Origin of the sequence: Aeromicrobium sp. (genome assembly GCF_050700635.1) — a bacterium.
Lineage (GTDB): Bacteria > Actinomycetota > Actinomycetes > Propionibacteriales > Nocardioidaceae > Aeromicrobium.
Genome location: NZ_JBOHDT010000076.1, coordinates 1 through 14,471, shown reverse-complemented (window position 1 = coordinate 14,471; position 14,471 = coordinate 1). Strand labels below are relative to the sequence as shown.

The 14,471-nt window shown below is 65.8% G+C and carries 13 protein-coding genes and 1 pseudogene; 2 read left to right on the top strand and 12 right to left on the bottom strand.

The genetic code is table 11. The features are described from left to right. The 9 genes from ACRDPN_RS05845 to ACRDPN_RS05805 all read right to left on the bottom strand — a co-directional run. On the bottom strand, nucleotides 1-1,000 hold a 1,000-nt coding region (locus ACRDPN_RS05845), incomplete at its 3' end, for an O-antigen ligase family protein (protein WP_431446432.1). Next, nucleotides 997-2,046, bottom strand: a complete 1,050-nt coding sequence (locus ACRDPN_RS05840; protein ID WP_431446431.1) for a glycosyltransferase — start codon at nucleotides 2,044-2,046, stop codon at nucleotides 997-999. The genes ACRDPN_RS05840 and ACRDPN_RS05845, both read right to left, overlap by 4 nt. 54 nt (nucleotides 2,047-2,100) lie before the next feature. Then, on the bottom strand, nucleotides 2,101-3,201 hold the full coding sequence (locus ACRDPN_RS05835; RefSeq protein WP_431446430.1) for a glycosyltransferase: 1,101 nt from the start codon (nucleotides 3,199-3,201) through the stop codon (nucleotides 2,101-2,103). Continuing rightward, on the bottom strand, nucleotides 3,198-4,304 hold the full coding sequence (gene wecB / locus ACRDPN_RS05830; protein ID WP_431446429.1) for a non-hydrolyzing UDP-N-acetylglucosamine 2-epimerase: 1,107 nt from the start codon (nucleotides 4,302-4,304) through the stop codon (nucleotides 3,198-3,200). Before wecB ends, ACRDPN_RS05835 begins: the two co-directional genes overlap by 4 nt. After that, nucleotides 4,301-5,407 (bottom strand): NAD-dependent epimerase/dehydratase family protein, encoded by a 1,107-nt coding sequence (locus ACRDPN_RS05825; protein WP_431446428.1) that lies wholly within the window; start codon nucleotides 5,405-5,407, stop codon nucleotides 4,301-4,303. Before ACRDPN_RS05825 ends, wecB begins: the two co-directional genes overlap by 4 nt. Next, a complete protein-coding gene (locus ACRDPN_RS05820; RefSeq protein WP_431446427.1) occupies nucleotides 5,404-6,417 on the bottom strand; it encodes a polysaccharide biosynthesis protein in 1,014 nt (337 codons plus the stop codon). The genes ACRDPN_RS05825 and ACRDPN_RS05820 overlap by 4 nt, the downstream gene beginning before the upstream one ends. Beyond that, nucleotides 6,414-7,703 carry a glycosyltransferase family 4 protein gene (locus ACRDPN_RS05815; protein WP_431446426.1) on the bottom strand — a complete coding sequence of 430 codons (1,290 nt, stop codon included), beginning with the start codon at nucleotides 7,701-7,703 and terminating at the stop codon, nucleotides 6,414-6,416. The genes ACRDPN_RS05820 and ACRDPN_RS05815 overlap by 4 nt, the downstream gene beginning before the upstream one ends. After that, nucleotides 7,700-8,320, bottom strand: a complete 621-nt coding sequence (locus ACRDPN_RS05810; protein ID WP_431446425.1) for a sugar transferase — start codon at nucleotides 8,318-8,320, stop codon at nucleotides 7,700-7,702. Before ACRDPN_RS05810 ends, ACRDPN_RS05815 begins: the two co-directional genes overlap by 4 nt. After that, the gene (locus ACRDPN_RS05805) at nucleotides 8,317-9,450 is read right to left on the bottom strand and encodes a DegT/DnrJ/EryC1/StrS family aminotransferase (protein WP_431446424.1); all 1,134 of its coding nucleotides are present in this window, start codon (nucleotides 9,448-9,450) and stop codon (nucleotides 8,317-8,319) included. Before ACRDPN_RS05805 ends, ACRDPN_RS05810 begins: the two co-directional genes overlap by 4 nt. 391 nt (nucleotides 9,451-9,841) lie before the next feature. On the opposite strand from ACRDPN_RS05805, the gene ACRDPN_RS05800 reads away from it, so the two are divergent. Beyond that, nucleotides 9,842-11,419: a polysaccharide biosynthesis tyrosine autokinase gene (locus ACRDPN_RS05800; protein WP_431446423.1), complete on the top strand. Its 1,578-nt coding sequence runs from the start codon at nucleotides 9,842-9,844 to the stop codon at nucleotides 11,417-11,419. A gap of 6 nt (nucleotides 11,420-11,425) precedes the next feature. On the opposite strand, the gene ACRDPN_RS05795 is transcribed toward ACRDPN_RS05800, so the two are convergent. Then, the gene (locus tag ACRDPN_RS05795) at nucleotides 11,426-12,307 is read right to left on the bottom strand and encodes a hypothetical protein (protein ID WP_431446422.1); all 882 of its coding nucleotides are present in this window, start codon (nucleotides 12,305-12,307) and stop codon (nucleotides 11,426-11,428) included. A 60-nt stretch (nucleotides 12,308-12,367) separates the two neighbouring features. Here ACRDPN_RS05795 and galE point away from each other — a divergent pair, with 60 nt between their 5' ends. After that, nucleotides 12,368-13,390: a UDP-glucose 4-epimerase GalE gene (gene galE, locus ACRDPN_RS05790; RefSeq protein ID WP_431446421.1), complete on the top strand. Its 1,023-nt coding sequence runs from the start codon at nucleotides 12,368-12,370 to the stop codon at nucleotides 13,388-13,390. Here galE and ACRDPN_RS05785 read toward each other — a convergent pair whose 3' ends face one another. Beyond that, entirely contained in the window at nucleotides 13,391-13,906 is a 516-nt protein-coding gene (locus ACRDPN_RS05785) for a gamma carbonic anhydrase family protein (RefSeq protein WP_431446420.1), read from the bottom strand. It abuts the gene before it with no gap. A gap of 16 nt (nucleotides 13,907-13,922) precedes the next feature. Further along, nucleotides 13,923-14,471, bottom strand: a pseudogene (locus ACRDPN_RS05780) (NCS2 family permease); the annotation flags it as partial.

Genomic DNA, 14,471 nt, shown 5'->3' with positions numbered 1-14,471 from the left:
GGGCCGCTGGTCGGCGAACCGCACTCACCGCCGCCACGAGAACGAGTGCGAGGCCGATGAGTCCCGACTGGGCCAGTAGCTCCACGAGCGAGTTGTGCGGGTAGACGAGACCCGCGAGCAGGCGTGGATCGACCGGCTCACCAGTCCCGATGAACGGGTTGGCCAGCCAGACATCAGCGGCGATTCTCCAGGTGTCAAGACGCACCGAGATGGAACCCAGCCGTTCCGGGCCTCCGAAAACGGGATTCGCCACCGAGATAGGTGCCAGGAGAGGGGTCGCGACAGCCAAGACCGCGATTCCGGTCAGGGGCAGCGCTGGTCGTCGAGAGTTGAGGACGATGAATACCAGACCGCCGGCGAGGAGCGAGAGCGCCGGACCACGCGATCCGGTGTAGATGACGACCGCCACCAGAGGAAGCGCGGCAAGCACGCGACCTCGCCACGTCGCGAACAGGAAGAGGCAGGCAATCGCCCCGAGCACTCCGACTCGGGCAATCCAGATGGGATTTTCGCCGAGGACGGACAGGCGCAGGCCAAGATCGAGCGTGGAGAACCAGATGCTTGCTGCGAGCAGCGAGTACCCAGCGAGCAGAAGGCCGACCATGACCCCCATGGCCGAGACACGCAGGCAGGCCGTCACCAGCACCGCCACTGCCGTGACGATGGCACCCTGCGGGATCTCAACCGCCGCTCTGAACGAGAGCCAGAAGACAATAGCCAACAGGAGCAGCCACCAGACGTGGTGCCGGGTGATCCGCACTTGGTTGCGGATGACCGCCCAGCTCGCGGCGGCGGCAATGAGAACGATGAATGGTTCGATCGACAAAGGCGCACCGAACTGTGTGATCCACGGGCGTAACCCGATGAACGAGATGGCAAGCCCGACGAGGATCCCTGCGAATGTCGACGGTGGGGACAGTCGCCCTGCCCGCGCCAGCTTGCTCGCAAAACCCAGGAGCGCAACCGCGCACGCGAAGATGAAGACCAGGACGACGGTCATCGTGCGCCCACGCTTTCAGAGAACTGATGAAGGAACTCGACCCGCGCCCGCTCCTTCGGGAGCAGCCCCACCGAATCTCGAAGCGCGTCCGTGCACGACGTACCCGCGACGCGCACGACGAACTCGCGAAACCGGTCGACGACCTCTGGTGTCACGGTGAAGCCGTATCCGAAGTTGTGGAGGCTCGGATCACTGTCATTCAAGTCAGGGTCGTCATGGGCGATCGCCACCGGAAGCCTGTGCCTGAGGTATTCCCGAACCTTGAGCGGCGAGGGCTCCCTGCGCCCGATCTGCTCGAGTGCGAGATTGCCGACGCCAACGTGCATCGAACTCAAGAGGTCGGTGTAGTCGGTGCCACTCGACTGGGGATGAACGGTCAGATGGGAGAAACCTGCCTGCGAACCAATGACATGGAACTCGAACTCTGGGATGGCGCGGGCAAGCTCTGCGAGCTTCGGAATCCCTTGCCAGGGTTCGTCAGCGCCTGCGACCAGAACCACGCGGGGCCGTTGGCCATGCTTGAGCGGCTCGGGCGAGGGCCCGTCCGGCAGATCGATTCCGTTCGGGATGCACACTGACGGCCGACCAAGACGAGCAAAGGTGCGACTGCTGGCCAATTCCGGATCAACGAAGACGAAGCCGGACGCACGCGCCAGGACCGCCCTGGTGAAGATGCGGCTCACCGCACGATACGAAACCGGCCGGTACTTCGACTCCACGATCGGATCAGCATGGACTTCCAGAACCAGCGGAGCACGCTTTGCAGCGAGCGCCAATGCCGGCCAAGGAAGGCTGAGCCGCGCATAGACCACGTCCGGTGCAACGTCATCGACCCATCGAGGTACGTGACGGGTGGCAAGGGAACTGGTCCGTGCTGTCAGAAGGTGCAACTGATGCGGCCTTGGCGGCCGCAACCCCGTCAAGCCGGTGTGTGGAGTCGCGCAGACCGCCACGTCGGCGCGAACGCCCAGCTCGGCCCAGAGGTGCAGCCTCTCCATCAGGCGATCCCACAGGCCGCTCCCCCGCGAAGGATCAAACGTGATCACGTATGCGAGCCTCAAGGAGTCACCAGACCTTGTCATTGCGGGTGAACTCCAGTGTCACTCATGGCCAACCATCTTGAGCTGACCTTCGATGAGATCCAGGTAGGCACGTGCGCGTTCCTCGGCCGACGGCATCGACGCCACCCGTCGGGTACCTCCTTCAACCCGAGGCAACCAGGAGGGCGGGCCCTGCCGAAATGCATGAGCGACCACCGATGCCGCAGAATCGGCGTCTTCGGGATCGAAGTAGAAGGGGATGTCGGCGCACAGAGTTCGAACGAAGTCGCGGTCGCTGGCAAACAACGGTATGCCGGCGGCCATCGCTTCAAGCGGCGTCGCGGAGAAACTCTCCAGAAGACTGGGGAATATCGCCGCATCGGCCATGCCGTACACGGAGCGTACAGCGCCGATGTCCACGGGCCCGATGTTGTGGCAGTAGCGGCGAGTCCGCTCGTCGAGACCGTTCCACTCGTCGTCTCGCAGTGTCGTGATCGTGCGGACCTCGATTCCGTGGGCTTCGCTCAGTCGCTCGCCCAGCAAGCCGAGGAACCCCAGGTTCTTGTGTGGGTAGGCCCGCGTGACGTAGCAGAAGGTCATGTCCACACCTGGCAGGGTGAGCCGATCACGCCGAGACATGGGGCCGTCGAGGATTGCTCGACTCACGCTGTTCGGAACCACGGCGATGCCCGCAGGATCGACGCCCAGTGCTCCCACCACCCGCGACTTCACGGCCTCGGTCTCGGTGACGAGGAGGTCGGCGGCCCGAAATGACCGCCGGGCCAACACGTTTCGCACCAGTTTTCGGGCGCGGCGCTTCATCGATTGCTGTGGCAGGCTTCCTGGACGCGCGTAGACGAGCGTGCCGTCGGCGAACCCCATGACCGTCCGCACCGCACGAGGTGGACGGTAGCGCGGCCCGAATATCGAGAAGGCCACGTCGAAGACCGCCGATGGGAACCTTTCGATCGTCGGCAGACTGACCGGCTCCACCAGGTTCGCCATCACCTCCGACGAAGGCCAGAGAATCGTTGCATCGAGCCACTCTGGACTCGACCCATCGCGCAGCATGCGATGGATCTCGTCGATGAAGGATGCCGCAACCTGGATGCCGCCGCCGATTCGCAGGTTTGACGCGTCGACGAGAACGCGCGTCTTCACGGACGAATTCCTGCCCAATCCTTGTGGCGATGCGCAGTGGACAGGATGAACTTCGCTACGCGGCGAGACGTGTCCTCGATCTCGTAGCCGGCAGGCGTCGGCACCGCTTCTTCCGCCATGGCTACGGCGACCGCAGTCGCCGCGTCCTCTGCGTTCAATCCAGTCATGATGATGGCACCGGCGTCCAACGCTTCCGGCCGCTCGATCGAGTCTCGGAGTGTCACGGCGGGGAACGCAAGGATGGATGACTCCTCCGAGATCGTCCCCGAGTCCGACAAGACACATGCCGCGTGCATCTGCAGGTTGTTGTAGTCGTGGAATCCGAACGGATCCAGCCAACGGATGTCGCCGGACACCTCCGATCCCAGTTCTTCGAGTCGCTTCCGAGTGCGCGGATGCGTTGAGACGATCACAGGGATCTGCCACTTGGCATGAACGGCGTCGAGACAGGCAAGAAGCTGTTCGAGGCGCTCCGGCGAGTCCACGTTCTCCTCGCGGTGGGCGCTGACGACGAAGTAGCCGCCCTCGTCCAGCGAAAGGGTTTCCAGGGCCGTAGAAGCGTCGATCTGGTCGCGGTAATGGGTGATGACCTCGCGCATGGGCGACCCGGTCAGCATGATGCGTCGAGGGTGAATCCCTTCGGCCAGCAGGTTGCGACGCGCGTGCTCGGTGTAGACGAGGTTGAAGTCGGCGACGTGGTCGACGAGGCGCCGGTTGGTCTCCTCGGGGACGTTCTCGTCGAAGCACCGGTTGCCGGCTTCCATGTGGTACACGGGGATGCGCATGCGCTTGGCCATGACCGCCGCGATGCAGCTGTTCGTGTCGCCGAGCACGAGCACCGCGTCGGGCTGTTCGTCCTGGAGCACTGCTTCGGACTTGATGAGCGTCTCCCCGAGTATGCGGCCGAGCGACGAGGTGTCGACGTCGAGAGCATGGTCTGGCTTGCGCAGGTCGAGGTCGTCGAAGAAGACCTGGTTGAGCGAGTGGTCGTAGTTCTGCCCGGTGTGCACGAGCACGTGGTCAACGGTCTCGTCGAGTCGCGTGATCGTGCGCGAGAGCCGGATGATCTCCGGGCGGGTGCCGACGATGGTCATGACCTTCATGTGGCCACCTCGGTCCCGTCGATCGCAACAGGTTCAGGATAGGTGTCGGGATGGTCTGGATCGAAGACCGAATCGGTCCAGAACAGGGTCAAAAGCTCCGAGTCACCGGTGTTGGTGATGTCGTGGGCCCACATGGTCGGCATGTCCACGGCGACCGGTACGTCCCCGGAGACGTCGAGGGTCCTGACGTCGTCGGTGAACAACCTGCGCAGACGAATGCGCGCCTGTCCGCCGATGACGACGAACCGCTCGACCTTCCTGAGATGGAAATGGTCGCCGCGAGTTGCGCCCGGCAGTGTCGTGGAGAAGAACGTCTGGCCACCCCCGCCGTGTGCCTTGACGGCCTCGACCAGAGCTCCTCGCGGGTCGGTTCGACGTTCCAGTCGGATGGTCGGGTGGCTCTCGACGGCGGCTGATCGATACGTGTTGAAGAGGTCGGCCTCGAACGCCGACTCGAGCGAGGGGAACGCCCCGCTTCGATACGTGGCATCGAAGGCACGGATCAGGTCGAGCACCTCGACGACACCGTGAGGCTCTCCACGGGGACGGTCGATGCGGGGCCCTCCCTCGAGGCCGTCGATCAGCAGCTGCGCCGCGTCCTGGGCGTGCAGGAGCTCGATCAGGTTGTCGCTGACCTGCGGTTCCCGTCCGGCGGCGACCTCGTGGCAGAACGTGGCGACGAAGGAGTTGTAGCCGGGGCGACCGTGCTCCCCGAACAGGTTGGGCAGCTCGACGTCGATGAACGGCCAGCCCTGCGCCTTGGCGGCGTCGCGCAGGAGGTGCGACGCCCCTGCATTGCCGTCGCCGTATGGTGTGCCGTCGCCGGCCCGGATGCTGTTGGCGAACACGACCCGCGGAGCGGACACCGACTCGCGAAGAGCCTTCACCACGGCGTCGGCGAGCGCGACGTTCCCGTCCGACAGCTCGTCGTCGCTGCCACGGTTCACCGCGGCCAGGTGGATCACCGCGTCGGCTCCCCGCACTGCGGCCGACAGGTCGTTGCCCCGCCCGACGGCAACGACTTCGTGGTCGTACATCGCCTTCAGCCGGCACCGCAGATGCCATCCCAGGAACCCATGGGCCCCGGTGACGACGACCTTCACGCCCGGGCCGCGATCAGGGCGCGAATCTCGGGAAGGTCGCTCAGGAGGCCTTTCACCTGGTCGATGTCGAGCTGCTCGGTGTTGTGGGAGTTGTAGTCGTCGGCCGCTGCCAGCTCGGCGCTGCCCTCGTCGAAGAACAGCTCGTACTCAAGCGACCGAGCATCCAGTGGCACACGGAAGTAGTCGCCCGTGTCGACTGATCGGGCCCTCTCCTCGCGGCCGAGCAGGGACTCGTAGAGCTTCTCGCCGTGGCGGGATCCGATGAGCTTGATCTCGGGATCGTCGTCGCCGAACAGAGCGGCCACGGCTCGGGCCAGCACCTCGACTGTGCAGGCGGGCGCCTTCCGGACGAAGAGGTCGCCGGACTCGGCGTGGTCGAAGGCGTAGTTGACGAGGGAGACCGACTCATCCAGCGACATCAGGAACCGGGTCATCTCCGGGTTGGTGATGGTCATGGGTCGGCCGTTGACCACCTGGTCGACGAACAACGGAATGACCGAGCCCCGGGAATACATGACGTTGCCGTAGCGGGTGATGCTGACGGTGGTGGCGGACGTGGGGTTGTTGCGGGCGAACGCCTGGGCGACCTTCTCCATCATCGCCTTCGACGTGCCCATCGCGTTGATCGGGTAGACCGCCTTGTCGGTGCTCAGGCACACGACCGACGGGACGCCGACCGAGGCGGCTGCATTGATCACATTGCTGCTGCCCATCACGTTGGTCTGCACGGCCTGGATCGGGAAGAACTCGCAGCTGGGAACCTGCTTGAGGGCGGCCGCATGGAAGACCCGGTGGACGCCAGTGGCGGCCTCCCGAACGCTGTCGATGTCGCGGACGTCGCCGAGGAGAAAGCGGAGGCGGGGGTCGCGGTACTCGCGACGCATGTCGTCCTGTTTGGTCTCGTCACGGCTGAGCACCCGAATCTCGTCGTCACCCGCGTCGAGGAGGTGACGGACGATCGTGCGGCCGAACGATCCGGTACCGCCGGTGACCAACGTCGTTCGGCTCACTGCACACCCTTTCCTGCACGGCTCCGACGCGAACCCGCCGCGACCCTCAGGATCGTGTCCAGTCGGTCGCCACCGATGGCCTCGCTCATGTTGCGTCGATAGTAGGCGCGCCCCGCCTGTCCGCGGGCGATCAACGCATCACGACTCTCGTGGCGCGCGATGCGGAATGCCTCCGCCAGCGCGGTCCGATTACCGGCCGGGACGGACCAGCCGGCGCCGGACTCCTCGATCACCGTGGCCGCATCGCCGGCGCCTATCGCGATGGCTGCCGTTCCGGATGCCAGGATCGCCTGGACTTTGCTCGGCATGGTCACGCGGAACAGTGGGTCGTCGGCAAGGCAGACCAGCTGGACGTCGGAAGCGGACCGGACGAGCCCCATCTTCTCGCGAGGGAGTGGTCCGGTGAGCGTGACGTTCTCGCAGCCCAGCGACCGGACGAGCTCGCGCAGGTCCGCCGCCGCCAACCCGTCTCCGGCGAGGAGCACCTGGACGTCCTTCAGCTCGCGGATCTCGTCCGCGGCCTCGATCACGACGTCGAGACCCTGCGCCGGCCCGAGGTTGCCGGCATAGGTGATGACGAAGGCGTCGGGCGGGAGTCCGAGCTCGAGGCGAGCCGCTCGGGGATCGAGCTGGTCGTCCTGCGGCTCGTCGGTCCAGTTGTAGACGAGCGAGATCTTGTCGCGGGAGACGCCGCGGGACGCCAGCAGGTCGATGGCGCCCGGTGAGATGACCGCGATGTGCGCCGCCGACCGGTACGCCCACGAACAGAACCAGGACAACCCGGAACGCGCGATCGGCCGCGCCGCCCCGCGAGCGAGAAAGCCGGTGGCGAACACCGAGTCGGGCCAGATGTCCTGCACCAGGAGCACGTAAGGGGTCCGGGCGATGCGCCTCCAGATCATCGCGGGGAGGGCCGCCGAGGCCGGAGAGCTGTAGATCAGTGCGACGTCCGCCCGCCGCAGGGTCCTGAAGCCGAAGACGGTCGCGGAGAAGGCCCAGCTGAGGTAGTTCGTCATGCGTCTGCGCGCCGAGGAGTCATGGCCGGGGACCAGCGGCACGCGGCGCACCGAGATCCCGTCGCGGACCTCGTGGCTCCACTGCAGGGCCCGGTACCCGGGCAGCACCGCGCCGGATGGGTAGTTCGGCGCGCCCGTCAGCACCTCGACGTCGTGCCCGCGTCGCCGGAGGGCCTTCGCAATGCCCACCGGCACCGACACGGGTTCGGGGTGAAACCACTGGGTCAGGTAAGCCGTCGAGATGTCGCGGCCCGACTCAGTCTCGATCATCGATCAGTGGTGCCCGTGAATCGCGTCATCGTCACATGACCATCGTGACTGATGCCGGACCGACGGAGGACGGTGACGATCGTCCTCGCCAGGATGGTGAGGTCGAGCCAGAGACTGCGCCGGTCGACGTAATCCACGTCAAGCGCGAGCTTCTCGGCCCAGCTCAGCTCATTGCGGCCGGACACCTGGGCCAGCCCGGTGATACCCGGCCGCACCTCGTGTCGTCTCGCCTGCAGGGGGGAGTAGTGATCGAGGTACTCGATCAGGAGCGGGCGCGGCCCCACGAGACTCATGTCGCCACGCACGACGTGGAGGAGGGTCGGGAGCTCGTCGAGGCTGAGGGAGCGAAGCTTCTGGCCGAGCGGGGTGACACGGTCCTCGTCCGGCGCGGGCGTCTCGCCCGGCCGCGGGTCGAGCATCGTGCGGAACTTCGTGATCGTGAACGTCTTCCCGTCCAGGCCGGGCCGATCCTGCCGGAACAGGACCGGTGAACCGAGCCGGATCCGGATCAAGGCCGCGACGACCGCCTGGACCGGCAGCGTCACGGCCAGGAGCACAGACGCCAGGACGACGTCGAGGGTTCGCTTGACCGCGTCGTATCGGCGAGGTCGCGTCATGTCCGGACGCCGAGGAAGGCCGTGATCGCCGTGGCCACACGGTCGACCTCGTCGTCGGTCAGGGACGAGCCGCTGGGCAGAGCGAGTCCCTGCGCGAACAGCGACTCCGACGCACCCGTGATGTAGCTCGGGCGGTCCGAGTACACCGGCTGGAGATGCATCGGCTTCCACAGCGGTCGGGCCTCGATATCGGCGCCCTCGAGCGCGGTGCGCAGCTCGTCCGGGCCCCAGCCGGTCACCGTGTCGTCGACGAGAACGGCGGTCAGCCAGCAGTTGTCCTCGGCGTCGCCATCGCGGCCAAAGACGGTGACGCCCGGCGTCGACGAGAAGAGCTCGGTGTACCACTGCCGGTGGGCGCGGCGCCGGGCGATCATCTGGTCGAGGCGTGAGAGCTGGGCCAGCCCGAGGGCGGCCAGCACGTTGGACATCCGGTAGTTGTAGCCGACCTCCTTGTGCTCGTAGTGAGGTGCCGGCTCGCGTGCCTGGGTGGACAGGAACCGGACGTGGTCGGCCAGGGCCTCGTCGTCCGTCAGCAGCATCCCGCCCGACGAGGTCGTCGTGACCTTGTTGCCGTTGAACGACAGGATCGCCGCGTCACCGAAGGCGCCTGCCTGAGTGCCATCGCGGTGTGCGCCGAGTGACTCGGCCGCGTCGGATAGCACCTTCACCCCGTGGCGCTTCGCAACCTCGGCGATCCCGGCGTAGTCGGCGCACTTGCCCAGAAAGTCGATGGGCAGGATCGCCGGCACGCTTTTACCCTCGGACCTGAGCTCGGTGATCGCGCGGTCGAGCAGGGCAACGTCGATGTTGCCAGTCTCAGAATCGCAGTCGACGAAGACCGGGGTCGCGCCGGTGTAGGCGATCGCGTTGGCCGTTGCCACGAACGTGAGCGTGGACGTGGGGATGAAGTCATCCGGACCAATGCCCCACGACACGAGGGCAAGATGGAGGGCAGCGGTGCCTGACGACAGTGCCACAGCGTTCCGGGCGCCAACACTGTCTGCCACTTCTCTCTCGAATGCATCCACATGCGGACCCAGCGGCGCCACCCAGCCGGATCGGATGGCGTCGAGGACGTTTTCCTCCTCGAGCTCAGTGACATCAGGCGCAGAGAGGTGGATCCGAGTCAAACGGACGCCCCTTCCCCGGCGGCAGAGTCGAGGACGACGAGAACCGGGACACGCAGTGCGCGGATGAGGCGGATCACGGTCCAGCGCATTCGTCGACCCTTCGGATCGTCGGTCTGAGGCAAGAGTCAGGGCCCGTCCAATGTAGCGAAATGTCCACACCTTCATGTGGACATCAACGTCAACCATCACGTGGAATTGAAGGCAGCACAGACACGAGTTGCGCCGCAATGCCCCAGATGAACCAGTGCAACGCGGACGCGTCCGGCCGGGAGCCCTCCCCCGAAAGCGATGAGCGCTCGATCGATTGACCGAGATTCACCCAAGACTCGTGAAAGAATCACCGACAGCCCTCCGTGCGGATGGGGCGATCGCCCAAACTCGAGGGATACACATGGAGTTGAAGGATTACTTGCGCATCGCCCGCCGGCGATGGATGACCATCGTCATCGTGACCCTGCTGGCCGTCGGCGCTACTGCGCTGTTCACGCTCCAGGCCACTCCGCAGTACGCATCGACTGCGAGACTCTTCATTTCAACGCCGGAGTCAAGTAGCGACGAGGGGTACTCCGGAGGCCTTTTCTCACAGGGGCGGGTCACGTCGTATGCGGACCTGCTGACCGGCGAGGAGATCTCGCGGCGGGTGGTCGACCGGCTGAATCTCGATGAGTCTCCGCGCGACCTCGCGAAGCAGATCAAGGCCGAAGCCAGGCCGGAAACCGTCGTGTTGTCGATCACGGTCACCGACTCCGGACCCGAGCGGGCGCAGCTGCTGACCCAGACCGTCTCTGAGGAGTTCGTTCGATACGTCAAAGAGCTCGAAACACCCGATGGCGAGACCACGGCGCCGGTGAAAGCGTCCATCGTCGACCGTGCCACTGCACCAGATGCGCCCGTATCGCCGAGACCGGTTCGGAACCTTGCTCTCGCTACGGCCCTCGGCATCCTCCTGGGGATCGGCGTCGCCGTTCTGAGGGAAACGTTTGACACCTCCGTCTCCACGCCGGACGAGCTCGAGGAGGCCACGAAGGGCGCGCCGCTCCTCGGTTCCATCAACTTCGACAAGGACGCGCCCACGCGGCCGCTGATCAGTGCGCTCAACAGTCACGACCCCCGGGTCGAGGCGTTCCGAGTGCTGCGAACGAACCTGCAATTCGTGAACGTCGACAGCGAGAGCAAGGTCTACGTCGTCACGAGCTCCGTTCCCGAGGAGGGCAAGTCGACCACCGTGTGCAACCTCGCGCTGACCCTCGCGGCCGGCGGCGAGAAGGTCGTCATACTCGAGGCGGACCTCCGACAGCCGAAGGTCGCGGAGTACCTCCACCTGGAGGGGACGGTCGGCGTGACCACCGTGCTGACCGGCCGCGTCACCGACGACGAGGCGTTGCAGGCGACGACCTGGGGACTCCAGGTCATCGCGGCGGGATCAATTCCGCCGAACCCGGCCGAGCTCCTGCAGTCAAAGGCCATGAAGGTCCTCATCAACAACCTGCGTGAGCGTTTCGACGTCGTCCTCATCGACGCTCCACCGCTGCTTCCGGTCACCGACGCCGCACTCCTGGCGTCGGCGTCCGACGGCGCCATCCTCGTCGTTCGGCACGGCAAGACCACCCGCGACCAGGTCAACGTGGCCGTCGGCCGACTCGACTCGGTCGGCGCGCACCTGATCGGCACCGTTTCCAACATGACACCGGTTCGTCGCGGCTCCTACGGCTACGGGTACTCCTACGGCTACGCACCCGAGCCCGGCCACTCGAAGAAGGAACCTGCGAAGGACCGCCTGAAGAAGAAGGCCGAATCAGTGGTGGCCCAGACCAGGAAGGAGCACAAGGAACACAAGACCAAGGAGCCCAAGGAGCCGACGATCCTGGAGGCAGTCGGCGAACCCTGGCCGCGGCCCGAGGCGCCGCCCATGGCCGGGCCCAGTACGAGGCAGCCCGACGAGCCGACGTCTCACAACCGAGGCGGATGACGGCGGCTACGACGCCTTGGTCCAGTTGCGACCGCTGTCTTCGCTGACATAGACGTCGTCGCCGGCAATGGCCGCCACGAGATCGCCACGAGCAGCCATGGCGCGGGCCGGCGCCGCGTCGAGGCACCCGGTTGCCGTCCACGTGCGCCCCGAGTCCTCGGACGAGTACGAACCGGTCGCGCATCCGCCGTCCGGAGCCAGCGCATAGCCCTTTCGCTCTCGGGCGAATGCTGCCGCCCGGATGTCGTCGAGGAAGCCGAACCGTGCCCAGTTTCGTCCGGTGTCGTTCGTGCCGAGCAGTACCCCCGAAGCGCAGAAGACGCGGGCCACCCGGTCGGTGACCGCGGAAAGCACCAGGTTGTCGGTGCACCCGGGGTTCAATCTGCCTCGCGGCGAGGTCACCCGTTTCGTCCGCGGATCCAGGAACCACTCGTCGGCGTCCTCCTCGGCCACCCAGAAGTCACCGCCGTCGGTGGAGACGTATCGCACCGGTTCGCAGTCGTCGCTCGCCGCGACGACGTCCAGGTCGTCGGCATTTCTCGCTGTCAGCGAGAGGACGGATCGAACGTCCTCGGGCAGTCGCACGTCGTCGAAGCTGCCGCCGGTGTCGGACGAGACGCTGATCCCGGGGCCTGCTTCCCCACCGTCGCACGATCCGCCGAAGATCCGCAGGATCGAGCCGTCACCGGCGATCACCAAGCCCTGCGGACCGCCAGGCTCGACTTCCGGTTCCTCGGTCACCGTGGGAGTGGATGTCGTCGGTGTCGAGATGACCTCGCCGGCCGTGACTTCGGACTCAGCCATCTTCTGGGTCACGAGGAACAACAACCCGGCGTTGATCACGGCCAGCACCACGACGATGGCGATCTTGAGCCGCTGAGGCAGCACGCCTGCACCTCCTGAGCGGATTCAAGGCTGGCCCAGTGTAGCCACGGATAGGTTGGCCGCATGCGTGTTCTCCTCGCGGGTGGGGCCGGATACATCGGGTCCCACACCGCGGTTCAGCTCATCGGCGCCGGACACGATGTTGAGATCGTCGACAACTTCTCCAACAGCAAGCCTGAGGCAGTCCGGCAGATCCAGACGATCACCGGCGCAGAGGTCGCGGTGTACGAGATCGACATCAGAGACCGTGTCGCCGTCAGCAACCTCATCGCCGGCCGCGACTATGCGGCGGTCGTCCATTTCGCGGCGATCAAAGCGGTCGGCGAAAGCTTGGCGAAGCCTCTCGAGTACTACGACCACAACATGAGCGTCACGTTCTCACTCCTGTCCGCGATGCAAGAGCACGGTCTTCACACCCTGGTCTTCTCCTCGTCCGCGACGGTCTACGGCGATCTGGTCATCCCCCCTTTTCACGAGGATCAGCGGCCGCTGGAGTCCGCCAGCCCCTACGGCCAGACGAAGATCATGACCGAGCGTCTGCTCTCGGACCTAGCTGCGGCGGATCCACCATGGCGAATCGCCGTGCTCAGGTACTTCAATCCAGTGGGCGCTCACCCGTCGGGTCTCATCGGCGAAGACCCGAAAGGCACTCCCGACAACCTCGTCCCTTTCATCGCTCAAGTGGCTGTCGGACGACGCGACAAGCTGATGATCTTCGGTGACGACTATGAAACGAAAGACGGCACCGGAGAACGCGACTACATCCACGTCGACGACATAGCGGCCGGTCATCTCGCCGCTCTCGAGGCCATCGTCGATGGCGATCCCCACGTACGTACGTGGAATCTCGGCGGAGGGGCCGGAACATCCGTGTTCGAGATGCTGCATGCATTCGAGCGCGCGTGCGGCCGTGAAATCCCGTTCGAGATCGTGGAGCGCCGTTCCGGAGACGTGGCCGCCGCCTGGGCCGACCCATCCCGGGCAAGAGCCGAGCTCGGCTGGGAGGTGCAGCGCTCACTGGACGAGATGTGTGCGGACGCCTGGCGGTGGCAGAGCCAGAACCCGGATGGCTATTCCGCGACGTGATCAGACCTGGGTCCCTTCGCGATGCAGGTCGCTGTGCTCCTCGTAGATACGGGCGTTCCTGTACAGGTTCTCGATCTCGGCGTCGCTGAGCTCTCGGCGCACCTTGCCCGGCACGCCGGCGACGAGCGAGCGCGGCGGCACCTCCATGCCCGCGGTGACCAGCGCACCGGCGGCGACCATCGACTCCTCACCGAGGACCGCTCCGTTCATGACGATCGCGCCCATGCCGACGAGCACGTGGTCGCCAATCGTCGCGCCGTGAACGACGGCACCGTGACCGATCGAGACCCCCTCGCCGAGGCTGACCGGATAGCCGACGTCGACGTGGAAGGAGCAGTTGTCCTGCACGTTCGAGCGTGCGCCGATCGTGATCGGCTCGTTGTCGGCGCGCAGCACCGTGCCGTACCAGATGCTGGCGCCTGCCTCGATCGTCACCGATCCGACGACGGTGGCGGTGGGTGCGACCCACGCCTCCTTGTGAACCTGAGGGGTCAGACCGTTGATCGAGATCTCCATGCGGTCACGGTATCCGTCAGGTGAGCCAGCGGGTGAGCGGGTTGATGGCGAAGTAGACGACGAACAACGCGGCCACGACCCACAGCAGAGCGTGCACTTCTGATGCCTTGGCCATCACCGACTTGAGCACCACGTAGGCGATGAACCCGGCCCCGATACCGGCGGTGATCGAGTACGTGAACGGCATCAGCACGATCGTGAGGAAGGCCGGAATCGCGATCGAGTGGTCGGACCAGTTGATCCCCGTCACCTGGCTGAGCATCAAGAACCCGACCAGGACCAGCGCGGGGGTGGCGGCCTCGTTGGGGATGACCGCGACCAGCGGTGACAGCACGGTCGCGAGCAGGAACAGCACGCCCGTCACCACACTGGCCAGGCCGGTCCTGGCACCCTCACCCACCCCGGAGGCGGACTCGATGTAGGAGGTGTTGCTGGAGACGGAAGCAGCGCCACCGGCCGCCGCGGCGAATCGAGTCCACCACCAGGATCTTCTGCGCGTCGGGCGGGGTGTTCTCCTCGTCGTTCAGCCCCGCCTCCGCGCCGATCGCGGTCATCGTGCCCATGG

Bases quoted from the DNA above. Each gene is read 5' to 3' on its own strand.
- wecB (WP_431446429.1), bottom strand. From the start codon at position 4,304: ATGAAGGTCATGACCATCGTCGGCACCCGCCCGGAGATCATCCGGCTC.
- ACRDPN_RS05815 (WP_431446426.1), bottom strand. From the start codon at position 7,703: ATGATCGAGACTGAGTCGGGCCGCGACATCTCGACGGCTTACCTGACC.
- ACRDPN_RS05800 (WP_431446423.1), top strand. From the start codon at position 9,842: ATGGAGTTGAAGGATTACTTGCGCATCGCCCGCCGGCGATGGATGACC.
- ACRDPN_RS05785 (WP_431446420.1), bottom strand. From the start codon at position 13,906: ATGGAGATCTCGATCAACGGTCTGACCCCTCAGGTTCACAAGGAGGCG.
- galE (WP_431446421.1), top strand. From the start codon at position 12,368: ATGCGTGTTCTCCTCGCGGGTGGGGCCGGATACATCGGGTCCCACACC.
- ACRDPN_RS05810 (WP_431446425.1), bottom strand. From the start codon at position 8,320: ATGACGCGACCTCGCCGATACGACGCGGTCAAGCGAACCCTCGACGTC.